The sequence below is a fragment of the Microcoleus sp. D2_18a_D3 genome (assembly GCF_036702455.1).
GTDB lineage: Bacteria > Cyanobacteriota > Cyanobacteriia > Cyanobacteriales > Microcoleaceae > Microcoleus.
Genome location: NZ_JAUBTK010000054.1, coordinates 30,510 through 53,346 on the forward strand (window position 1 = coordinate 30,510; position 22,837 = coordinate 53,346).

General features: G+C 45.3%; 15 protein-coding genes. 4 read left to right on the forward strand and 11 right to left on the reverse strand.

Annotated features, from left to right (window positions below; translation table 11 throughout):
* The first annotated feature begins 23 nt into the window (after window positions 1–23).
* Window positions 24–920, forward strand: coding sequence for a pentapeptide repeat-containing protein (locus QUB06_RS22480; RefSeq protein WP_333437153.1), 897 nt, complete (start codon window positions 24–26; stop codon window positions 918–920).
* A gap of 44 nt (window positions 921–964) precedes the next feature.
* Complete coding sequence (cutA, locus tag QUB06_RS22485) at window positions 965–1,234, forward strand: divalent-cation tolerance protein CutA (RefSeq protein WP_333437168.1); 270 nt, start codon at window positions 965–967, stop codon at window positions 1,232–1,234.
* Window positions 1,235–1,801: 567 nt separating this feature from the next.
* On the opposite strand, the gene QUB06_RS22490 is transcribed toward cutA, so the two are convergent.
* Window positions 1,802–2,341, reverse strand: a complete 540-nt coding sequence (locus tag QUB06_RS22490; protein WP_333437154.1) for a DUF2231 domain-containing protein — start codon at window positions 2,339–2,341, stop codon at window positions 1,802–1,804.
* A 50-nt stretch (window positions 2,342–2,391) separates the two neighbouring features.
* Window positions 2,392–2,670: a hypothetical protein gene (locus QUB06_RS22495; RefSeq protein ID WP_333437155.1), complete on the reverse strand. Its 279-nt coding sequence runs from the start codon at window positions 2,668–2,670 to the stop codon at window positions 2,392–2,394.
* Window positions 2,671–2,881: 211 nt separating this feature from the next.
* Between QUB06_RS22495 and QUB06_RS22500 the strand changes: the two genes are divergently transcribed.
* Complete coding sequence (locus tag QUB06_RS22500) at window positions 2,882–4,123, forward strand: FAD-binding oxidoreductase (RefSeq protein ID WP_333437156.1); 1,242 nt, start codon at window positions 2,882–2,884, stop codon at window positions 4,121–4,123.
* A gap of 7 nt (window positions 4,124–4,130) precedes the next feature.
* Here the strand turns inward: QUB06_RS22500 and QUB06_RS22505 are convergent, their stop codons facing one another.
* From QUB06_RS22505 to QUB06_RS22545, 9 genes are all read right to left on the reverse strand, one after another.
* Complete coding sequence (locus tag QUB06_RS22505) at window positions 4,131–5,249, reverse strand: ATP-binding protein (protein WP_333437157.1); 1,119 nt, start codon at window positions 5,247–5,249, stop codon at window positions 4,131–4,133.
* A 4-nt stretch (window positions 5,250–5,253) separates the two neighbouring features.
* Complete coding sequence (locus tag QUB06_RS22510) at window positions 5,254–8,958, reverse strand: PAS domain S-box protein (protein WP_333437158.1); 3,705 nt, start codon at window positions 8,956–8,958, stop codon at window positions 5,254–5,256.
* A 44-nt stretch (window positions 8,959–9,002) separates the two neighbouring features.
* The gene (locus QUB06_RS22515; protein WP_333437159.1) at window positions 9,003–11,828 is read right to left on the reverse strand and encodes an adenylate/guanylate cyclase domain-containing protein; all 2,826 of its coding nucleotides are present in this window, start codon (window positions 11,826–11,828) and stop codon (window positions 9,003–9,005) included.
* A 57-nt stretch (window positions 11,829–11,885) separates the two neighbouring features.
* Window positions 11,886–13,442, reverse strand: a complete 1,557-nt coding sequence (locus tag QUB06_RS22520) for a PAS domain-containing sensor histidine kinase (RefSeq protein WP_333437160.1) — start codon at window positions 13,440–13,442, stop codon at window positions 11,886–11,888.
* Entirely contained in the window at window positions 13,439–13,975 is a 537-nt protein-coding gene (locus QUB06_RS22525) for a Rab family GTPase (RefSeq protein ID WP_333437161.1), read from the reverse strand. Before QUB06_RS22525 ends, QUB06_RS22520 begins: the two co-directional genes overlap by 4 nt.
* Window positions 13,976–13,977: 2 nt before the next feature.
* On the reverse strand, window positions 13,978–16,680 hold the full coding sequence (locus QUB06_RS22530) for an OmpA family protein (RefSeq protein WP_333437162.1): 2,703 nt from the start codon (window positions 16,678–16,680) through the stop codon (window positions 13,978–13,980).
* 6 nt (window positions 16,681–16,686) lie between these two features.
* Window positions 16,687–17,295, reverse strand: coding sequence for a hypothetical protein (locus QUB06_RS22535; protein ID WP_333437163.1), 609 nt, complete (start codon window positions 17,293–17,295; stop codon window positions 16,687–16,689).
* A gap of 170 nt (window positions 17,296–17,465) precedes the next feature.
* On the reverse strand, window positions 17,466–17,762 hold the full coding sequence (locus QUB06_RS22540; protein WP_333437164.1) for a hypothetical protein: 297 nt from the start codon (window positions 17,760–17,762) through the stop codon (window positions 17,466–17,468).
* A 657-nt stretch (window positions 17,763–18,419) separates the two neighbouring features.
* Complete coding sequence (locus QUB06_RS22545) at window positions 18,420–19,688, reverse strand: transposase (RefSeq protein WP_333437165.1); 1,269 nt, start codon at window positions 19,686–19,688, stop codon at window positions 18,420–18,422.
* A 124-nt stretch (window positions 19,689–19,812) separates the two neighbouring features.
* Here QUB06_RS22545 and alaS point away from each other — a divergent pair, with 124 nt between their 5' ends.
* The gene (gene alaS, locus QUB06_RS22550; protein WP_333437166.1) at window positions 19,813–22,464 is read left to right on the forward strand and encodes an alanine--tRNA ligase; all 2,652 of its coding nucleotides are present in this window, start codon (window positions 19,813–19,815) and stop codon (window positions 22,462–22,464) included.
* Window positions 22,465–22,837: the final 373 nt, after the last annotated feature.

Sequence of the window (22,837 nt, forward strand, 5' to 3'; positions counted from 1 at the left end):
AATCATAGAAGGTATCACGCCCTATGGAAGTTAGCGAACTGCTCAACAATTACGAAAAAGGAGAAAGAGACTTTACTGGAGCCGACCTCAGCGGGAAAGACCTCAGCGGAGCAATCTTAATCGGAGTCAACCTTTCGCGAGCTAATCTTTCCGGGGCCAACCTCAGTAGAGCGTTTCTCACCAAAGCAACACTCAAAGGTGCACTGCTGCACAGAACAAATCTGAGTTTTGCCAAAATGGGTGAAACCCAACTCTCAGGTGCAGATTTGACAAAAGCCAATCTCAGCGGTGCTTTTTTGGTAAAAGCAAAAATGCCCAGGGTAAAGTTAAGCGGCGCAACTTTAACTGGCGCAAACCTGCGGGGTGCTGTGTTGTGGAATGCGAATTTGTGCAGCGCCGACTTGCAATTAGTTAACTTGCTGGGCGCTAATCTGACTGCTGCTAATTTTAAGTGGGCAAACCTTTACGGTGCAAGGCTCAACAGTGCAAAACTTTTTGGAGCTCAATTAACCGGAGTCAGCCTGCGGCGAGCGCAGTTGGCAGGGGTGAATCTCTGCGGTGTAGATTTGAGCGGCGTTAACGTCAGCGAAGCTAAACTGATGGGAGCTAATTTGGAAGGCTCGAATTTGGCGGGTGCAAATTTTAGCGCGGCTCAGTTGCGGGGGGTGAAGTTGGCGGGTGCAAACTTAACCGGGGCTAAGTTGAGGGGAAGTTGTTTGAGAGGGGCAAATCTGAATTGGGCAAAGCTGTGTCAAGCAGATTTGATGGCTGCAGATTTGAGCGAGGCGACGTTAATAGGAGCTAATTTAGATAATGCTTTGTTGGCGGGAGCTATTTTGCCGGAATCTACTAGGCGCTATTTTTCCTTAGCTGGGGCGGGCAGAGTCAATTCTTGGGAAGTTAATGAGATTAACGGTTGATTGTTGACTGTTGACTGTTCACTGTTCACTGATGACTGATGACTATGACAATTAATTTTGGGGTGGTGCTGGTAACTGCGGCATCGGAGGCGGAGGCGGAGAATCTCGCGAAATCTCTAGTTGAACACAAGCTGGCTGCTTGTGTGAGTTTGTCACCCATTCGCTCTATTTATACTTGGCAAGGCGAGATTCATGCGGAGTCTGAGTGGCAATTGCTGATTAAAACTGATTTGGCTAAATTTGAGGCTTTAAAAACAAAAGTTCAGGAACTCCATTCCTATGAAGTTCCCGAAATTATCAGAGAATTGGGTTGAAAACCCCGTCACTTCGGCTACGCGAGCGTGCATCGCCTTATAGGACGGCTTTTGCCATTGTTAAGTAAAGTAACAAATCCATTGGCACAAATGAATATGGTAGAATAAACACATCAGACAAGATTTAAAAACCTACCCCTGGACTGGGGGAAAGTCTACGCCCAAAACATTTTTGAGGAGATATGACTACGCACTCAACGGTGCAAACGTAGTCAGCCTGGGAACCCACGCTTGCGCGGGATATTTTGACAGAAATGTCTTAAGAATCCCCGTACCTTCAGGTCGGGGAGTGTCAATGCTATTCCTATTATCGCTGGCAGCGATGCTTATCTGAATTGGCCGGGACAATCTTTAAGTTTGTAGTCAAGACTTTATATCGTTTCCGGTAGCATCGGAATTATTAGCCAAAATTAGGACACGGCAGTGCCGTGTCCCTACACTATTATTTTCGGTAGGGACACGGCATTGCCGTGTCCTCTATATCATTCCGGTGCAACCGGAATTGATATTAGCCCTAAATTCTCCAACGAAGAAGGACTGAAGTCCCTACTACAAATGGTCAGAAACCTATGAATTATGGCTGGTAGGGCCAATGACTCCGATTTTGTGGCGAAAACTTAGTTCGCCGCCGAACCAGCCTGTAATGCCCAGCAAGGCTGCCACGACGACCGATATTGCTAAACCTGTATATACGATCGGCTCAGCCGGATTTCCTTGGCGCAACAGCAAGTTAATCAGGGTAAGTACCATAACCGCTACATTGCCGCCCATGTGCAACCAACCGGCACTGCGATCGCGCACTCTTTTTACTTTGAAAAAATCTAAAAAGCCCGTGATTGCTGCCAAAATCCCCGCAGCAAAACCCACACCCATCAGCCAAACCGAAGCTCTCGCCCAAAACGGATCGCTTGTCAGCCAATAACCGATGTCCGTGCCGGCGGCTCCTACTAAAAAGGCTACCGGAAAGATGACGATGATGGGGTGGATTGGATGGCCTGCAATTGAAAGCGTACTCGTAATGCCGGCGTCGCGGTACTCTGCGTCGTCACTTTCGAGAATCGGCGGAAGATTGGGATAGGGCGTACTATTTCTGGGATTTGTTTCCATGATTTCTCTGATAACTTTTGTACAACAAAGCCGTTTTTATTGGATTGAACTTAATCCCAAACCCGCTCGCCATTTTCGTCAACGCGGGCCTGCCGAATTACGTCGGAAATTTCGTCGGCGTCTTTGACGTGGTGCAGGGCTTTCTTTTCCCCATCCGGTTCTTCGACGATCACATAAGTTGGAACTGTAACAACATCTCCCACGATGTCTGGTACGTGGTCTACCGCCAGTTGCTTGGCTTTTTCTTCGATGGTTTGCGGTTCGTCGGAAATACGATCGCCCGGATTGACCGTGCGTTCCATGTCTTTGCCTGGTTTGTCGATACTCATAAAAACCTCTCTGGTATTTCTAATTTTTTGCTGACTCTAATTCCTACTATTGAACGAAAAATATCTCTACGCAAACATCTCCCGACGGGTGGAAGTTTCAGTTATGGCGATCGCAGGCAGCCTCTTCCTGTAGGTAGAGGTTTTTCGATTGGTTCCGAAAAAACGTAAGCTAAAATCTGAGCATGATATTTTCCTTCTTTTTGAGTTGCCCATGAAAAGTTACGATTGGATTGTTGTCGGCGGTGGCATTACGGGTGCGGCACTGAGTTACGAACTGGCAAAAAAAGGTTTTGCTGTGCTGCTTTTGGAACGAGATGCTACCATGCAAAACGCTACTCGTTTTAGTTATGGTGGCTTAGCTTATTGGTCGGGAACGACTGATTTAACTCGGCAATTGTGTCGGGAAGGTATCGAACGCCACCGCAATTTATCAGCCCAATTAGATGCTGATACTGAGTTTCGCGAGTTGGATTTGTTGCTGACAATTGATGCAGGTACTGATGCTGAAAAAGTAGCGGCTAATTACGCGCATTTTGCGATTGTTCCGCAGCTTTTGAGTGTTGCAGAAGCTGGCGAGTTGGAACCTTTGCTGAATAAAAGTGCGATCGCCGGAGCTCTGACTGTACGCCACGGTCACATTTCGCCGACTTCCACAAATAAAGCTTATTGTCAAGGGTTTCTGCGGTTGGGAGGAACGATAGAATTTGCTGAAGTAATTGGGTTTATAGAAGAGGGAAATCGGATTTCGGGAGTCAAGACGGCCCAGGGAATTTATCGTTGTGAAAATGCTGTGGTTTGTGCTGGAGGTTGGAGTCGGAGTTTGCTGAAAGCCGCTGGCGTTTCTGTGGGAGTGTATTTTACTCGCACCGAGATTTTGGAAACTGCACCTGTGGATTTGAAACTCAGGACTTTGGTGATGCCTGCGGTATTAAAACGTTTTGAATTGGAAGCTGAATCGAGTAGAACTGAGGTGGATTTTCTTTGGGATGAACCTGGTAAAGAGTTGCTGTCGCCGATTTTAGATTCGGGTGCAATTGGGTTTAAGGATGGGAGTTTGCGGATCGGGCAATTGTCGCGCACTTTGAGCGATTTGAATGCTAAAGTCGATCGCGAAACCAGCGAAACTGCAATTCGTGGAGGAATCGGCAAGGTTTTGCCCGATTTGGCAGGTTTACCGGCAACTTGGCACGCGTGTAGTGTGGCATTTAGCGCTGATAATTTGCCTGTAATGGGGCCGATTGCCGATCGCCCGGGATTGCACGTTTTTTCTGGTCTCAGCAATCCTTTGACTATTGTACCTGTTTTGGCTGAGCGATTTGCGAATGCGGCGGGCGGAGAAGAAGATAGGGCGATCGAGCTTTTGTCTCCCAATAGATTTATCGCAGAAGGAAGAAGGAAGAAGGAAGAAGGAAGAAGGAAGAAGGAAGAAGGAAGAAGGAAGAAGAATAGATGACTACTGACTACTGACTACTGACTAAAAAAGGCAGGGCGACAATAAATGTAGTACCTTTGTCGATCGCACTTTCCACACTTATTGTACCGCCGTGCAGGTCAACGATGTGTTTGACAATGCAGAGTCCCAAACCCGATCCTTTAATCTTGCCTACATTAGCACCCCGTTCAAACTGCTGAAATAGTTTTCCTTGATATTCGGGTGTCATTCCAATTCCCTCATCTCGAACGCACAAAATTATCTGTTGGTTTTCGCAGCTTAAGTCTAAACTGACATTGCCGCCGTTTGGAGAATATTTAATAGCGTTTGAAAGCAAATTAGTCAGGAGGTGGTGCAGTAGTTTGGGATCGAGATTGGCGTGCAGCGGATTTGTTTTGCTGCGGAAAGTTACGAGGTGTTTGTCGGTGACAATGGGTTGCAGTTCTTCTAAAATAGAATTGCATAAATCCGTCGCATTAATCGGATTTAAATTTAAAGAAATTTTGCCTGATTCTGCTTTGCTAAGCATTAAAATATCTTCCAGCAAACCACTCATATTACTGACTGCTTTTTTAATGCGATCGACATTTTTATGGGTGGTTCCGGGGGTTGTATGCGAGTCGCTATCTTCTAGCATTTCAGCAGATAACTGTATGGTAGTTAAAGGAGTGTTTAAATCGTGGTAAGCCATTGAAATAAAGCGCGATCTATTTTCGCTTTTTTCTGCTGCTAACGCCATTATTTTTTTCAGATTAACTGCTTCTTGATGTTTGCTCAGTGCTATCTTGATAGTGGCGTGCATTTCTCTTTCTTTAAAAGGTTTGAGCAGGTAGCCATAAGAACCAGTATTTTCGGCTCGCTGCAAAGTTTCGTCGTCAGCATAGGCAGTTGTATAGATAATTGGTATATCTAATTCTTGATTAATTATTGCTGCTGTTTCTATGCCGTCAATGTCGCCTTTGATAACTATATCCATTAAAATTAAATCGGGTCTTAGTTCGCGGGCGCGCTGGATGGCATCCGCTCCTGAAGAAACGATATCGGCGATTTGATATCCCAATTTTTCTAATTTAGGGGATAAGTTTTTAGCAATTAACAGTTCGTCTTCGACAATCAAAATATTAATTTTTTGTTCTGTAAAACTCATATCATTACAATCTTTGAAAGTAGTTTAATTCGTTGAATTTCAAGTGAAAAGATGTACCAAATCCTCTGGATATTTCGATGGTTCCTTCTAACTGCTCGGTTAAAGTGCAGACAACTTGAAAGCCCATCGACTGAGTTTTCCGAAAATCTAAGTTTTCAGGAAAGCCAATGCCGTTGTCCTTAACTAAGAGGTTGATTTCTCGATCGCCCGTTTGATAGCATTCTACACTAACTGTACCAGTTGTGCCATCAGGAAAAGCGTGTTTCAGGGTATTTGAAACCAATTCATTGGCAATTAAACCGCAGGGAGTAGCGGTTTCAAGATTTAGGGAAATGGGCTCAGCTAATACCTGCAACTGAATTCGGTTGTTGCTAATATTGTAAGAGTGAAACAAGTTACTTACCAAATCTTCGAGATATTCGCCAAAATTAATTTGCGCTAGGTTAGTCGATCGGTACAGTTTTTCGTGAATCAGAGCCATAGAATAAAGGCGATTCTGACTTTCTTCAAACATTTTGCTTACTTGCGGGTCGGCAACTGTGTTCGATTGCAATTCTAACAGACTGGCAACTACGCAGAGGTTGTTTTTGACGCGGTGGTGAATTTCTTTAAGCAAAATTTCTTTTTCTTTGAGGGAGTTTTTCAAATTTGCTTCTGCTTGTTTGCGATCGCTCAGTTCAGCTTGCAGTTGCTGGTAAAGTAGAGATTGCTGAATGGCGATCGCCAATTGATTCACCAACTGCTGAAATAAATTAATTTCCCATTCTTTCCAATCACGAGGGATCTCGCATTGGTGGGCAATCAGCAATCCCCAAAGTTGGCTGTGCTGAAGAATCGGCACTACTAACTTTGCCTTAACTTGAATCTGTTTCATAAACTGGGCCACACAAGGTGTAAGGGAGGGGTCATCTAGTTCGGAAATTGCAGAAATTCGCCCTTGCAAATAAAGCTGATAACTTTCAGGGGGAAAAACCTCTTCGCCAAAACATCTATTCACCAGTGGGCTGCATCCTTCTGCCACGGCTTCAGCAATGACTCGGCCGCCGCTTTTGGGTAAAATTTGATAAACCAAAACTCGATCGGCTAATAATACTTGCTGGAGTTCGGCAACGGTAGTGTTGAGAATTTCCTCTAATTGCAAAGACTGGCGCACACGACGGGCGATCGCCTCCACAAGCCGTTCTTGCTCGAACTGCTGCCCCCTAGCGAGTTCGGCGTATTTAGAATTGCTGATATCAGCGGCATAACCAATAATTTCGATCGGAATTCCCCTGCTGTCAACCAATAGTTTTAGTTCCGTCCTTAGCCAGCGGTAAATTCCGTCTTGGTGTAGAAAACGATACTCGGAAATGCAATTTTTTTCCTCGGACAAATCCGAAAAGTTTAATAAAAATTGTGGTCGATCTTCAGGGTGAATCCTGCTAGACCAAAATTTACAATCTGCTAACAATTCTTGGGGGTTGTAGCCAAAGATTGTCTGAACGTTGTCGCTGATGTAAGTAGTACAAAAGTCCCCGATCGGTGCGGCTGTAAAAATTACCGCCGGATTAGAACCAAGCAAAAATTGCAGGCGTTCTTTTAACTGCTGAAATTCGATTTCTGCCCGCTTACGATAACTGATATCTTCGATCGCCCCCATGCTGTAGAGAGGAATGCCCTCGCGATCGCGGATCAGCGTCACCGTCAAGTTTGCCCACATCAGCTCGCCATTCTTCTTAATCAAGCGTTTTTCCCTTTGGAAGCGAGAAATATTGCCACACATCAACTGCTTGACTTCCTCTACATCTGCTTGTAAATCTTCTGGATGCGTGAGTTCAGTAAAAGTCATGGTAGCCAACTCCGAATCGCTGTAGCCCAACATCTGGCGGTGAGCTTCATTCACTTTGATCGTGCGGTAGTCGCGCACGCTTGCCAAACCAAGCGCGATCGGAGCATCGTCAAATAAGTTGCGAAACTTTTCCTCGCTCTTTTGCAGTGCAGCTTCTGCCTGTTTGCGAGCGGTAATGTCTCTGGCGACCCACATCACCCGATCGAGCTCCAGCGGCGAAATACTGGCATCAAACCAAAATAACTTGCAGCCAATTTCCATGCTGTATTCAATTCTGTGGGTTTCCCCAGATGCCAATGTTTGGCGAATGTGGCCGAGGGCAAAATTAGCTTCCGCTTCTGGGAAGATTTCGGCGAGGGTTTTGCCGATCACTTCAGGAGCCGGTTTGTACAGCAGTTCGGGAGCCGTGGGGGCGATTTTGAGGTAGCGGCCGCTTGCGTCGAAAACCAGGACGATATCCGTCATGGCGTTAAACAGCGCCAGCAGTTCGGCTTCGGATTTTTGGAGTTTTTCTTCGGTCAATTTGCGATCGGTAATGTCGGTGTCAGTGCCAGTCAGGCGGAAGGCCTTGCCAGAAGCCGATCGGATCGCGCTGCCGCGGGCAAGTATCCAGCAGATGCTGCCGTCTTTACGCACCATCCGGTGTTCTACTTCATAAATTTCTGTCAAACCTTCTAGATAAGCATTTACTGCGTCTTCGACTGCAACTCGATCGTCGGGATGAACGTGAGACGCCCAATTTTCCATGCGGTTGGGAATCTCTGCGTCTTGATAGCCCAACAAAGCTTTCAAAGACGGAGCAATGTAGATTTCATCGGTTTCCAAATTCCAGTCCCAAACCCCCACTTTGCCGGCCGATACTGCCAGTTCGTACCATTGTGTCCGCTGCTGCACTCTCCGTTCTAACTCTGCATTGAGCTGCTGCAAAGCGATTTCTGCTTGTTTACGATCCGTGACATCCCGGCCTGCAGCTTGATACTCGACGATTTGTCCGCTGTCGTCGAATATCGCCCGATCGATCCACTGCTGCCAGCGAATTTCCCCGCTCGGCAAAATTACTTGGTGCTCGCAGGTAAAAATAGGGTTGTCGGGAGACACAGAAGTATATTGCTGTTGAAAAATTTCTCGGTCTGCTTCTGGCAGCAGGGACATGAAGCATTTGCCGAGTAAGTCGAACGGCGGCAGGCCGAAATAACGGCAGTAAGCTTGATTGACAAAAGTTATTTTACCGTCTGGGAGGTAGCGGCAAATCAGTTCGGTTTGGTCTTCCACAATCGCCAGGTAGCGCGCCTCGCTCTGCCGCATAGCATTTTCGGCATTTTGGCGATCGCTGACTTTTTCTAGTTCACAATTGCCTTCTAACAGTTCGCATTGTTCCTGGAGTTTTGCCACTTCTTGATGCAGTGCCTCGATCCAGCTATACATTGCTGGGCGAATCCTTTTTTCGCTGACTAAACCTACTGGCTGACCTTGTTCATCTACAATTGGCAAGCAATCGATCGAGTATTGACAAAAGAGCTTGAATGCGGTAGTAATATCTGTAAATTCTGATTCTTTTAAGACAATTAAATTCCGCGTCATTGCGTCGGCAACTTTCATGCCTTGCCATCCATATTCGGAGGCTAAGTTTAGCACATCTTCCGGGCTTAGCAGTCCGACTAGCTGATTTTCATCGACAACTAAGAGGCAACTAATCGATGCTTTTCCAGTTTCGTTTGAGTCGGGAAATGCAGGTGAATTAGGCAGTGGGCAAGGGTCGATCGCCCGACGCATCAGGGCGATCGCATCACCGAGGCAAGTTGAGGGCGCAACCGTGGCAGGATGGCGATCGACAGATTCTAAAGGCGATCGTAAATTTGCCGACAAATTAGCTAGTTCCATTAGTCTTGGTCAAAAAGTATTGCTAATTAACTTTAGCAACACTTTTAGGCATCAGCCAGATGACTGATGACTGATGAGCTGCCTGATTTTCGACCAAGGAGGATATAAGTTTTCATTCGCCCTTTGCCTTTAACTTCAATCATTCCTCGCTCCTGAAACAAATATTTATTTTCCAACAAGTTATAAGTAGTTTCGCTCACTTGAATTCGCCAAGGTAAACCCTGAGATTCCATGCGGGAAGCAATATTTACCGTGTCGCCCCATAAATCATAAATAAACTTCTTTATGCCAATTACTCCGGCAACAACCGGGCCGCTGTGAATGCCGATGCGGATGCTAAAATATTTATTATGGCTAGCATTAAATTGGGCTATTTCTGCTTGCATATCTAGGGCCATTTGGGCGATCGCCTCTGCGTGGTCTGCCCTGGGTTCAGGCAGCCCTCCAACCGCCATGTATGCGTCGCCGATGGTCTTGATTTTCTCTAACCCGTGCCGTTCGCACAAAAGGTCGAATCCTGAAAAAATCTTATTTAGGAGCTCCACGAGGTCGATCGGGTTCATGACGGCAGACAAAGCTGTAAATCCCACAATGTCGGCGAACAAAACAGTCACTTCAGGAAAGTATTCGGCAATAGTAGTTTCGTTTTGCTTGAGGCGTTCTGCTATTGCCTTGGGCAAGATATTTAACAGCAGCTTTTCTGATTTTTCTTGTTCTTCCCGCAGGGCATCTTCTGCTTGTTTACGTTCCGTTATGTCGTGGTAACTCCAGACTCTGCCGATAATTTGATCTCCCAGCCGCTGCGGTTGCGAAGAGCGTTCAAAAAATCTGCCGTCTTGAAATTCCAACAAGTCGTAACTTTCGGCTTCTGGCTGATCGTAAAGCGATTGTATTCTTTCTTCAAATGCTTGGGGGTCTTTGAGTTGGTTCAGCACAAAGGCGATCGTTGTGGCGTCGTCTCGCAGTGCCATCACTTCATTAGGTATGCCCCACATTTCCAGAAATTGTCGATTGAAAGTGACTATTTTTCCGTTCCTGTCAATAGCTAAAATACCGTCTGCAGTAGAATCAAAAGTTGCTAGCAGCAGGGACACAGATTTCCCGAGGGCGTCTTCTGCCATTTTTCGAGCAGTAATATCTCGCAAAATAGCGCGAATAGCTACTAGCGAACCGTCCGCAAATTTACAGCTTATGCTGCCTTCCAGCAAAATTCTTTCGTGATACTTAGTCATAAATATTACTTGAATAGAGCCTGGATACAAGGTATTTTCATTTACCGTTTTTTTGGTAATAGCTTGATACAATATATCCAGAAACTCTGCGGAACTGTTGGGATGAATGATATCAAAAATAGTCATTTGAGCAATTTCTGCTTCGGTGTAGCCCAAAGTTTCCCGCCAAGCCCGATTTACATACAAAAAATGACCATCGGCTCCAATACTTTGAATTAAGTCAGTAGCATTTTCAAATAAGTCTCGCAGTTGTTCTTCGCTTTCCCGCAAAGCTATTTCAGCTTCCTTGCGCTTGATATATTGACCGAGTTGGCTACCGATTGTTGCCATTATCTGGAGCAATTCTTCATCAAAACACTGCACTTCGCGGCTGAAGAAAATCATCACCCCCAACACAGACTTTGCACAATTTTCCGGGTCGTAGTCGCCCAAAATGGGGAAACCAAAAGCTCCGTGCAGTCCTTCTTCTGCGGCGATTTCTCGGCGCAGACAACAGTCGCTTTTTGTGACATCTGCAATCCACTGAGAGGAACCGCTGGCCCAAACGAAACCGGGCAATCCTTCGCCAAATGCACAGGTCATTTGTTCGGTAAATTCGGCAAATTTGGGGATAGAAACTGAGCGTTTTGTCCAAGTGGCGACGCACCGAAGCAAATTGGGGTCGGAAACTGCAGTTATTCTCTTAGTTCCTGACAGCAGTTTTTCCCCAGCTTCTGGCATCCAAAGTTCGGCGGTATCCCATCCCAAGCTGTCGCAAATTACGGGGAGAATTGCTGCTATAGCTTTTTTGATTGTTTCGGATGCCGACAGGATGCGAGTGGTGATGTACTGAGTTATTTGTCGCTTGCGGGCCCGCTGTCTATCTGTCACATCGCGCCCGATGTACACGAAATCTTGAACCGCAGCTCTTGCTTCAGAAATGCCTTTAATTTCAGTCAAAATCGCCGTACAGGAAAACGAAACTGTTAGCTGTTCTCCGGTTTTTGCCCTGCAAATTACTTCGGTGTCAGTTGGAGATTGTTGAGGCGGATCTTGGCTGACTGCTTGCAAAGATGCGCCAACAGCAGCAAGAACGTCTATTTGCTGACCTACTAATTCTGATTCGCTGTAACCGAACAAATCTTGAGCAGCTTGATTGACTTTTTTTATTTTTCCCGATGCTGTTGTTACCAACAAAACTTCGGCCATTGAAGTAATAATTTTTTCAACATAATTATTAGTAGCGGCTAAGGTACTCAATAAAATATCCATTTCATTGGTAGCTTGGACTAGAGTTTGTTCTAAAGCCATCCTGTCGCTTACGTCTTGAAAAAATATAATTAATCTCTGATAATTATCGTCATTGGTGAACTCGACGATATACATATCAAAATAAAGCCGCGAGTCATTTCCTAATACCCGCGTGACCCCTTTTAATTCAAAATTTGGCAAACGTCTTTCAAAAATATCGATTAAAATTTCTTCAGTTCCCACCAATTCTGGAAAGGGAATACGAACATCGTTGCCGGCGACTACTTCCTCGGGACAGTCGGCAAACCGTTGCACTTTGAGAGATGTTTCTTGGATTAAAAAGTCTTTATCCAGTGCTAGGTACTCCAAGTGGGGGGGAACCAACAGCTTTTTTAACAGGGTTTTCATGTTGGATTTTGAGTAGTGACTGCGCCCTCTGTATCGAATTATTTGAGATTAATCTATTTATCTCTGTTTGTCAAAGGGAATTGTGACTATAAAGGTAGTGCCTAACCCGGTCTCGCTGGAAAATTGGATTTGGCCTCCGTGCAAATCTACACACTGCTTGACTATGGATAAACCCAGTCCTGTACCGGGTATTTTTCCGACATTTTTGGCTCGATAATAAGATTCAAACAGTTGTTCTTGGTCTTCTATAGGAATGCCAATGCCTGCGTCTTTAATTTTAAATATAGCTTCTTCATTATTCTGACAATTTAATTCAAAATAAATATGGCTGTCGAGGGGCGAATATTTGACAGCATTTGACAGCAAATTTGTCAAGATGTGCCGCAGCAATTTTGGATCTAGTGCGGGCAACTGTTGCGTTTCCTGCGACTGGTTATCATTTTTTTGCGCGGGCGTAACTAATTCTTGATAAATAAAGTTAATTGTATGATTTTTTCCATAACTAATTTTAATTGATTCTACTAACTCACTGCAAAATTTTTTTAAGTCAACTGGTGCGGGATAGAATTCGAGTTTTCCGGCTTCGGCGCTGCTGAGCAACCGCACGTCATCTAATAGCTGAGCCATTTGTTGAGATGCTGATTTAACGTGTTGCAGGTATTGTTGTTTTTCCGCGTGGGTGATTTCGTCGCCGTAGTCTTGGAGGATTTTAGTAGCAAATAATACTGTACTTAAAGGATTGCCGAATTCGTGAGCAATCATCGAGAAAAAACGAGATTTTACCTGTCTGAGTTCTTGCTCTTTTGCCAAAGAGCGGCGAATTTCTATTTCTTGTTGTTTGCGTTCTGTGATGTCCCTGCCTATATAAATGAAATCGTAAAGTCCCTCTAATTCTGTCTGAATTGCCGAACAGGAAAATTCTACCCAAATTTCTTCTCCTGCTTTAGTAGTGCAGACTATTTCTAGTTCTCTACGCAGCTCTTTCTGAGACAAAATATAGCGGTGGCGAGCTTGGTAAATTAATGTTTCTTCGACTAATATTAAAGACAGGGGGTGGCCGATCAATTCTGCTTCGCTGTACCCAAATAACCATTGTGCAGATTGATTGATTGTTTTGATAGTTCCTAATGTTGTTGTCACCAACAAAGCATCGCCCATCGAACGAATAACTTTATCTATATAATCTTTAGAAGCGGCTAAGGCACTAACCAAAAGATTAGCTTCATTTGCCCTCTGAATCAACGATTGCTTCATCACCATTTTTTCGGTGGTATCTTCAATCAAAATTAGCAATTTACTTGGCACATCTTCTTGTTCTTCTTCATATTTGATAGCCAACATATCAAAGTATAAAGGGCGGTTGTGGTCGGCAAACCGAGCGATACCTTTGATTTCAAAACCAGGCAGCCGTCCCATAATGATAGACATGAGGATATTTTCAATGCCAATCAGTTCGGGAAAACTCAGGCGAGCATCTGCACCGGGTATCGCGTCGCCCGGAGTATCGGCATAATTCTGCACTTCGGCGGAGGTTTCCTGAATGATGAAATGGTGATTTACTAGAAAATACTGTGTTTGCCGCGGGCCCAAGAGCTTTCTTAACAGGGGGTTCATACTTGTTCTACCATTGTGTAAGCTAGTTTGTAGAAAATTTCGTCAACGTCTTTGCCTGTTTTAGCAGATGTCGTGCAAACTGCTATTACTTTGTCTTGACCTATCGAATGGGACATTTCGACTAGCAGCGCCAATTTTTCCTGGTCAATCAAGTCTACTTTGTTCAAAGCGACGATAATTGACCCTTTAGGATTGACTGAAGAATAAAGCTGAATGTGTTCGGAGATTCGCTCAACTGTTTCGGAGCGGCTGACATCGGCAACGATTAAAACGCCGCTAGCTCCCTGCAAGTAAGTCGGTGCTATTCCTTTGAATTTTGTATGCCCTTCTAAGTCCCAAATCAGCAACTGTGCAGTCACGTTTTCCCGCTGTTTTACGGCTTCTAATTCTACGTTTTTGCGGGAAATTTTTACTCCCACGGTGGAGAGGTATTGGTCGCTGAATTGCCGATCGACAAAACGGCGGATCAGGCTGGTTTTGCCCACGCCAAAATCGCCGATCATGCACATTTTTTTAGATATAGTAACTGACATAATTATTTACTGTTTATGGTCTTAGTTATTGGTTCAAATACCACGCATCTGCTTAAAATTCGCGGTTGATTGGGTTCCACGTCGGCAGGAGGATGGGGGATGCCAACCGTTTGGAGGCGCTTCGGGTCAGCACCTTGCCGCACTAAAGCATCTCGCACTGCTGCGGCACGCCTGAGCGACAACTGTTGATTTGTAGCAATTTCCCCAGTTCGATCGCTGTGCCCAATTATCTTAATCTGTTTTTGAGGATATTGCTCCATGAAATTTTTGACACTGGCGATGATTTCTCCATGTGTAGAGTCTAATGTTGTCGTTCCTTGCTGGAAGTAGATGCGGGTTGTAATTTTCAGCGGATCTAATTTAACTGTGCTCATCACCGATTGAACACCGGGAATTTGCTTCAGGGACTGAGCTATTTTCTGTCCGTCTGCACCCTCTCTAACTGTCCCCTCTACAGTCACTTTACGATCGCCATACCGAGTAGAAATAGACACACCCTCTCTCTGGTTCAAAACTGCGGTAATCCGCTGCACCTCGGCCGCAGTCAAAACTGGATCAGGGGGGACATCTACAGCTACTATTCTATTATCTAATTGCAATTTCGGTGCAGTTGATGCGGCTATTTTTGCAGCTTGTGCCCGCAATTCTTGATTTGGCAACTTTCCGGTTAGCTTTAAAGTTTGGCCATCAACTGCCACATCTAAGCGGTAAACTGCTAATTCGGGAGTCGAGCCTAAAGCTGCGACGGCATTTGCTTCGAGGCGGCGCTCAACGCTGCTGCGGTACTGATAAATTCCCCAAGGTACTAAGATTAAGCTCAAGGCGGCTAAACTGATAGCAGCTAGGGCGATCGGGGGTTTTTTGGGTTTTTCTGTTTGTAGCGGGTCGAATAAAGTTTTTATAGACGGGTGCAGCGACTCCGGTATAGTATCGGGGTCGCCGTTAAACTCGTGAATTACTTGACCATAATTAAGGATGAGATTACTAACGGTTTGTCGTATTTTTTGGATGAACAAGTTTGGCGGTTCTCCTTTAATCACGACTGCCATGTAGCAATATCCCGCTACTTCTAGCAGAATTTTTGAGGCGCCGTATTCAATTTGATTTAGTTCGGAAGATTCTCCCGGCTGCACGATGCACTCGTTAACAAAGCTGCGAATAGCTGTGAGCATTCCTGCTACCATTTCTGATTCTAAATGGTAGCTTTCGGAGTTTTGAACTTCGGAAATTATTAAGCCTGATGCTTTGTGAATTAAGAATGCTGCTTGAACGGTGAAGGGTACTGATTCTTGGAGGATTAATTCAGCTTCGGAGACTCCTTGTACTTTGGAGCGAATTTTTCTTTTGAATCCTTCGACGCTGATGGCATTTGACACTTTTTCATTGATTGTCTTGATAGCTTCTGCCATGTATCGGGCAATTGTACTGCCAATTACGGGATAGAGCGCATCCACCATAGAGTCGCGTTCAAGTTTTATTTGGGCTGTAATCGCTTTGCCCATTTCCGGTGCGAGGGCTTGGGCGATCGACTCTTGGTCGAGGCGAATTTGCTCTTTAATTGCCAGGCCGATTTCTGGGGCGATCGCCTTAGCAATATCCGCTGGCGAATTCACTATTTGTTGAGCAAGTGCGTCGGGAAGCAGCTCAGCTATTGCCGCACTCATTGCCGACTTGTTTTCCTGAGTTTTTGCCCTAATCACTTCGTCAATAATTGGGACGATCGCCTTAACAACTTCTTCTCTGGAATCGGCAATTTTGCGGCTGAGAATTTCTGCGATCCAAGGCAGCATCAACTCAATCAACTCTTGGGGATCGTATATTTGGTGCTCCAATTTTTCTAATTTATCGTCGATTGTGGCCATCAGGTGGCGAACCCCCGGCAAATCGTTTTCTGCCAGCAGATTTTTCACTTGCTCGATCTCCGATATTTTTGAGCCGAACATCAGGTTTTGCAGCCTTTCCATCGCGCTGTCGGCTTCATTTAAGTCCTGTTTAATTTGCCCTAATATTTGTGTCGGCTGTTCTAGTAAGTTTGGGATTTCTAGACCAGAAGCCGCCGCAGCATCTAAATATCCAGTTTCTGGTGAGTCTGAGACTGTGGAAACTATGGGATTATCGGGAATTTCCGAGGATTTTGACTCGGTTTCGGAAGCGGAAACATCCTGTAAATGCCGATCGCTCCCGTGGGATTCTTGAGCCTGTACTTCCTGTAGAGAATCTTTCCTTGTCCAGTTAGACAATTCTTGGACAGGCTGTGATTCCTCCTCCAAATCCGGCTGGGCGATCGCGGAAACATCTATAGTTTTAGCTGAGGAATAGCCTTTTTCCAGTTCGGAAGTGTTGAGTTTGTGAGTAGCGAATAGCAAACTTTTGAACTCGTCTGCAACAGGCGGGGAATCGCCAGACTCCGGTTGGCGACGATTGCCAGTTTCGGGTACACTCGCTGCAACTTCCTCGGGCGCTTGCTCAGAAATACCTAACAAATCCATCAACCCGCCGAGGGCCCCAGCTTGATTGTTTTCGCCACTGCTGTCATCTTCGGGCTCTGCATTTTGCTGGTTGGAACCAGCAATAATTTTGAGATCGACTAACAGATTCAGCAAGGGTTCTAGCTGGGTTGCTGCATCGGCAGCAGACTCGTCAGGTTGAGAAACAAAACCCTCTAACTCATTTTCGTCAGCCGGATTTTCTTTCGGTAAAGCCATGCGTTATTATCCGTGATGGTGGCGCTCCGGCAACAGAAATTCGTTATTTAACTTATTATCAGCAACGCCTTTAAGTTCGGGCACAAATTCTGTTCCTTTGAGCCTCATACCGAGTTCAAACAGAATTTCTGCCATGTCGTCTCTAGAAACTTTAACATCTCTGAGCATAGAAAAGCGACGGTCGAGTTCTTCAAAAACCTGTGTTTTCAAAGTGCGGGTTTCTTCAGATAGTCGCTCTCTGGTTTGGGAGAGTTCGTCGCGAAGTGAACGGGTTTGATTGTCAATAGCCTCGTCGAGGGCTTCAATGCTGCTGGAGAATTTTCGGTTAACGCGATCGACTTGCTGACGGATATCTGCGCTTTCTTCTTGGGTGTTTGAGCTGAGCGATTTAACTTTCTTTTCTAACGAATCAACGGCAGCCCTCATTTCTCCCGAAAGAACTGTTTTTACTTGTTCGATGCGAGCTTGCATATCTTGCTGCATCATCGACAAGTCGGAATCTATTTTATCGAAGCGATTGTCGTATTCTCTAAGCTGCGCTCCAAAAATTATATCGCGAATCTGGTCGATATTTCCCAGCCGTTCGCGCATTTCTTCTTTAGTTATTTCGGCCATGCTTGTACCTAGAATTTCCGCAGATTGTGAGTTTAAGAAGTGTGCTAGTGATTTACTACCGTTGTTGGTGGCACTAGCTTTTTTGAGTGGGCGGGCTTTTATTTTTTGAAATCTTACCCCTGCCTCGGGGATGGGATTTTTTAGAGTCTTGACTCTAAATATCCTGAGATTCAAATTTTTGAGCCTGGTCTTGTCACCAAAAAGGGCGATTTGCTATCCTTGGCTTGCAGCAAGCTCATAGAAGCGTAGATTTTGCTGCTATACAGCACAGCGGGGTCGGTCTTAATGTCTTGACTGACATCCTCAATGATATCGCATCTGGACAGTGCGTGATACCATAGCGCTTGATCCCCAGCAAAAAGCGGGGCGCGCGCTCCACGTCCCATTATATATAACATATAACTCAAAAGCTGCACCGATCGCTCGCCGATCGGCTCCGAGGGATGTTGCCTTTGAGCAGAAAGCACTTATACAGTCGAACTCGGCCCCTCTCTTCCCCTCGAAGCCTCTTCTCCTGCGATCGCCCTATAAAAATTCATAGGGCCCGATCGACAGCGATCAGACCCAATAATATGAGAACTTTGTTTTTTCTAACAAACGAGATGTGTTTCCGATTGAGAACTGTTACTTACTAGGGTTTACAACTTGTGCAGCTTTACTTTTAATCAGCAACGACAACTAAGTCTTACTTGACTGCGGTTTGGCTTGACTGCTCGATCGGCAGTTCGCCACTATTCCAAGTTGTGTTCGGTTAATTTCTGCTGCGCCTGGGAATCTAGACCGGAGACACCATGTCTATATCCTCGAACTTTCTTTCTAAATATAGCGACCTCCTTTCTCTTCCTGTCCCGGTGTCTATTATTAAGTTAGCATGGCCTTTCGGAGGAGTAAAGCACTATTTGCAAAACTTGATAGGTCTTTACATTACTAAGTATAATGATATGAATCTCCAAATAGATGTAAGTTAGCACTCACGCACTCGTAACCAAGAAACCGGGTTTTTCTACCCAGATTGAGGATTTTAAGCAAGTATTTTGGTTTGAAAACCGGGTTTCTGGACACCCGTGCGTAAGTCCTATAAATTCTATTGTTGCTACATCTTTACATAGCTGGTAAAAGTATAGTCATTTATAGACATGGGAGGCTTCCAGTCCCTCCCCCTTCACTTTTACTTTGAGCGGATTGACCCGCCTCGGCTGAACTACGCAGCTCCCTATCCCATCGCTGAACGCATTTGGGATTGCTTTTCTGAGAATATTAAAAGATCCGTTGACATCGGCATTAATTAGTTGACCAGCCGATGTTTTGTACAAACCTCGCTTGATTCGCCTACCAGTGAATACAGGCTTTTTTTCTGTTTTTCCGTAAACAGGAATTGGATCTAAGCCCAGAAAATTGGCTCGTGATGTGAAAGATTCTTCCTGCACGATTACGTCAATTCCAACTAAGAAAGCTTTGTATTCCAACATCTCAATTAATCGAGCGTGAGGAATACTGACAAAGTTTTGGTTAGTCTGCTTCCCTAGGTTAATTTCAGTTTTCCACTGTACATTCTTGCCAATTACTAGCGTCCCAATTTGTTGCGCGACCAAAATATCGACGATCGCACGACTAGCATGATGCAAATAATTATCAACTTTTTGGTTGCGACAGCGGGTTAAGCGTTGAATGCGTGACGAGGTTTTGCGGCTTCCTCTAAATTGGGATTGTAACTGTGCTTTACGCTTGTTATAGAACTGATTGATCGATTTCAATGGTCGCCCGTTAATCAACAGAGGGACAAATCCCGGTTGATTTGAAGTTAACGCCACTAAATTGTCGAGTCCCAAATCAATACCGGCTACAAAGTTGTTGTCTTTAGCGGTGGACTCCGGTTCATCATAAATTACCTCAATCACATAAGAATCACATTTAGGAATCAGTCTAACTTGACATATCCGATCTGGATTTACTTTCGTTTTGATTAAAAGTTCAGTACCAGAAAGTTTAATGATTCCGTTTCTCAACTGTTTACTGCTAATCGCTTGAATCGTGTAAACGAGAAGGTTTCGACCTTTAACCTTGTCTTTGTATTTAGGTAACTTTGGACGACCCGTGAATTTAGAGTCGTCATTCTTATAAGCTTTAACGGCTTCAAAAAACGATTTCCAATTCTTGTCTAGCAGCATCAATATTTGCTGACTTACTTTGGCAGGCAAAGCCTTGTATGCTTCATGAGACTTCATCAGTCGGTTCATCTCGTTGTAACCGACATAACCCCATCCATAAATAAAGCTCTGACGAATGACGTAATTGGTGGCATTGTAGAGGTTTTTGGACTTTAATGCTAGTTGGTCTATTTCGGCAAAACGAGGTTCCGTCGATTTAATGATATGCCTCTCTGTTAGCTGCATTTGAGACTTCCGTTCTTTGAGTTGTACTTATTCCTTGTTCAACATTTATAGCAATATGATACCATTGTTGTCTATAATTGCTTATGAACTCAATAAACTTTTACAATACTTAAGTGTTTTTGTCATGTCTATTTCTCCTAAGTTTCTCAGTGGCAGCCAAATCCGCCAAACCTTCCTCGACTTTTATGCTCAGCGGGGACATAAGATATTGCCGAGTGCTTCTTTGGTGCCCGAAGATCCGACGGTGTTGCTGACGATCGCCGGAATGCTACAATTCAAGCCGATATTTCTCGGACAGCGCGCCGCCGAATCACCGCGCGCCACGACTTCTCAAAAGTGCATCCGCACCAACGACATTGAAAACGTCGGCCGCACCGCCCGCCACCACACGTTTTTTGAAATGTTGGGCAACTTCAGTTTCGGGGATTATTTCAAGAAACAGGCGATCGCCTGGGCGTGGGAACTTTCCACGGAAGTTTTCGGTTTACCAGCGTCTAATTTGGTTGTTAGTGTTTTCCGAGAAGATGACGAAGCTTTTGCGATTTGGCGCGATGAAATTGGCATTCCGGGCGATCGCATTCAGCGCATGGGAGAAGATGACAATTTCTGGCAATCCGGCCCGACAGGCCCCTGCGGCCCCTGTTCCGAGATTTACTATGATTTCCACCCAGAGAGAGGCGACAATATTGACCTCGAAGATGATAGCAGGTTTATTGAATTCTACAACCTGGTTTTCATGCAGTACAATAAAGATGCAGAGGGTAATTTAACACCGCTGCAAAATCAAAATATTGATACTGGCATGGGACTGGAACGGATGGCGCAAATCCTCCAGAAAGTCCCCAATAATTACGAAACAGATTTGATTTTTCCGATAATTCAATCGGCCGCAGAAATTGCCGGGATTGATTACCACAATAGCGATGAAAAAGTCAAGGTTTCGCTGAAAGTAATTGGCGATCACATTCGGGCTGTGGTGCACATGATTGCGGACGAAATTCGCGCGTCGAATGTGGGCCGGGGTTACATTTTGCGGCGGTTGATTCGCCGGGTGGTGCGCCACGGGCGACTGATTGGAATTCAGGGCGAATTTACGGTGCGGGTGGCTGAAAGTGCGATCGCCCTTTCGGAAGCTGCTTATCCGAACGTGCGGCAGCGGGAAGCTCAAATTAAGGCGGAATTGGCAAGGGAAGAAGCGCAGTTTCTCAAGACTTTGGAACGCGGAGAGAAGCTGCTGGAGGAAATTGTCGATCGCACAAAACAGCAAACCAACCAACAAATCAGCGGTCAAGATGCTTTCACTCTTTACGATACCTACGGTTTCCCCTTAGAACTGACTCAAGAAATTGCTGAGGAACAGGGAATTTCTGTGGATTTGGAGGGCTTTGAAAGGGCGATGAAGGAACAGCAAACTCGCGCTAAAGATGCTCGCCAAACAATCGATTTAACCGTGCAGGGTTCTTTGGATAAGTTGGCTGAAACAATCCAGGGAACTGAATTTGTTGGTTATGCTGAATTGTCGAGTTTAGCTGAGGTGGAAGTTATCTTGGTTGACGGCAAATCTGTGGAGGAAGCAGCCGCAGGCACTGAGGTACAAGTTGTTTTGAACCAAACGCCGTTTTATGCTGAATCCGGCGGACAAATTGGGGATAAAGGTTATTTGAAAAGCGGAGATAATGGTGATGGTTTGTTGGTAAGAGTTGATGATGTGAAGAAGGAATCGGATTTCTTCGTGCATTTCGGCTTTGTGGAACGGGGAACCCTGAAAGTTGGCGATAGTATTACTGCGAAGATTGACAATAGCGGTCGCCGCCGAATTCAGGCTAACCACACAGCAACTCACTTATTACAATCAGCTTTGCGAAAAATTGTGGACGATTCGATTTCGCAAGCTGGTTCGCTGGTATCGTCAGAAAGATTGCGGTTTGATTTCAATTCTCCGCGCGCTGTCACAGCAGAAGAGTTGCAGAAAATTGAGGATTTAGTTAATAGTTGGATTGCTGAAGCGCACGCTGCGGTCGTTGCAGAAATGCCGATCGCCCAAGCGAGGGAAAAAGGCGCAACTGCGATGTTTGGCGAGAAGTACGGCGACGTGGTGCGGGTTATCGATTTTCCGGGGGTTTCGATGGAATTGTGCGGCGGAACTCACGTCAGCAATACGGCAGAAATCGGGCTGTTTAAGATTGTTTCTGAAGCGGGGGTAGCGGCGGGAACTCGCAGGATTGAAGCGGTTTCCGGTCAAGCTGTTTTGGACTATTTGAACGTGCGGGATAAGGTAGTGCGCGATTTGGGCGATCGATTTAAGGCGAAGCCTGAAGAATTGCCGAACCGGATTACTAATTTGCAGAATGAGTTGAAGGATACTCAGAAACATTTGGCTGCTGTGAAGTCGGAATTGGCGATCGCGAAATCCGACCAGTTGCTGAGTGCGGCTGAGGATCTCGGCGAATTCAAAATCATTGTAGCTCAATTGGGTGATGTGGATACAGAAGCGCTGAAAACTGCGGCAGAAAGATTGCAGCAAAAGTTAGGAAATGCTGCGGTTGTTTTGGCCTCAATTCCTGAACCCGACAAGGTAAGTTTGGTGGCTGCTTTTAGTCCTGAAGTTAATAAGAAAGGATTGCAAGCTGGCAAGTTTATCGGGGGAATTGCTCAAATTTGCGGCGGAAAAGGCGGCGGGCGGCCTAATTTGGCGCAGGCTGGGGGACGCGATGCAAGTAAGTTGCAGGAAGCGTTGGAAAGTGCTCGCAATTTGTTGCTTGAAGGGTTGGGTTAATCTGGGTTTTTTGTAGGAAATAAAAACTCTTTGTATCTCTCGTTTATCGCCGAGTCTCGATCCCCCTAAATCCCCCTTAAGAAGGGGGACTTTGATCGGAATCTTGTCCCCCCCTTCTTTAAGGGGGGCTAGGGGGGATCGAGGCCTAATCCTCAATTCGATCGCTTCCGTCTGCCAGAATCTCCGCAGGCTGCTACCGCATATTTTGGCCCTTACATCTGCGTTGATCCGCGTCCATCCGCCAACATCTGCGGTTAAAAACTCCCTTGATTTCCCCGCAAAAATGTAAAATCATACGGCTCTCCTGAACTTATGGTTATAAGTTTATCTAATCAGAAAAGCAAGCTAATACGCGATTCCTAAAATTATTAAA

What these genes read in the sequence shown, in the direction of transcription:
- QUB06_RS22495 (WP_333437155.1), bottom strand. Translation starts at nt 2,670, where the DNA reads ATGAGTATCGACAAACCAGGCAAAGACATGGAACGCACGGTCAATCCG.
- QUB06_RS22525 (WP_333437161.1), bottom strand. Translation starts at nt 13,975, where the DNA reads ATGTCAGTTACTATATCTAAAAAAATGTGCATGATCGGCGATTTTGGC.
- QUB06_RS22515 (WP_333437159.1), bottom strand. Translation starts at nt 11,828, where the DNA reads ATGAAAACCCTGTTAAAAAAGCTGTTGGTTCCCCCCCACTTGGAGTAC.
- QUB06_RS22490 (WP_333437154.1), bottom strand. Translation starts at nt 2,341, where the DNA reads ATGGAAACAAATCCCAGAAATAGTACGCCCTATCCCAATCTTCCGCCG.
- cutA (WP_333437168.1), top strand. Translation starts at nt 965, where the DNA reads ATGACAATTAATTTTGGGGTGGTGCTGGTAACTGCGGCATCGGAGGCG.
- alaS (WP_333437166.1), top strand. Translation starts at nt 19,813, where the DNA reads ATGTCTATTTCTCCTAAGTTTCTCAGTGGCAGCCAAATCCGCCAAACC.
- QUB06_RS22480 (WP_333437153.1), top strand. Translation starts at nt 24, where the DNA reads ATGGAAGTTAGCGAACTGCTCAACAATTACGAAAAAGGAGAAAGAGAC.
- QUB06_RS22500 (WP_333437156.1), top strand. Translation starts at nt 2,882, where the DNA reads ATGAAAAGTTACGATTGGATTGTTGTCGGCGGTGGCATTACGGGTGCG.
- QUB06_RS22505 (WP_333437157.1), bottom strand. Translation starts at nt 5,249, where the DNA reads ATGAGTTTTACAGAACAAAAAATTAATATTTTGATTGTCGAAGACGAA.
- QUB06_RS22545 (WP_333437165.1), bottom strand. Translation starts at nt 19,688, where the DNA reads ATGCAGCTAACAGAGAGGCATATCATTAAATCGACGGAACCTCGTTTT.
- QUB06_RS22520 (WP_333437160.1), bottom strand. Translation starts at nt 13,442, where the DNA reads ATGAACCCCCTGTTAAGAAAGCTCTTGGGCCCGCGGCAAACACAGTAT.
- QUB06_RS22510 (WP_333437158.1), bottom strand. Translation starts at nt 8,958, where the DNA reads ATGGAACTAGCTAATTTGTCGGCAAATTTACGATCGCCTTTAGAATCT.
- QUB06_RS22530 (WP_333437162.1), bottom strand. Translation starts at nt 16,680, where the DNA reads ATGGCTTTACCGAAAGAAAATCCGGCTGACGAAAATGAGTTAGAGGGT.
- QUB06_RS22535 (WP_333437163.1), bottom strand. Translation starts at nt 17,295, where the DNA reads ATGGCCGAAATAACTAAAGAAGAAATGCGCGAACGGCTGGGAAATATC.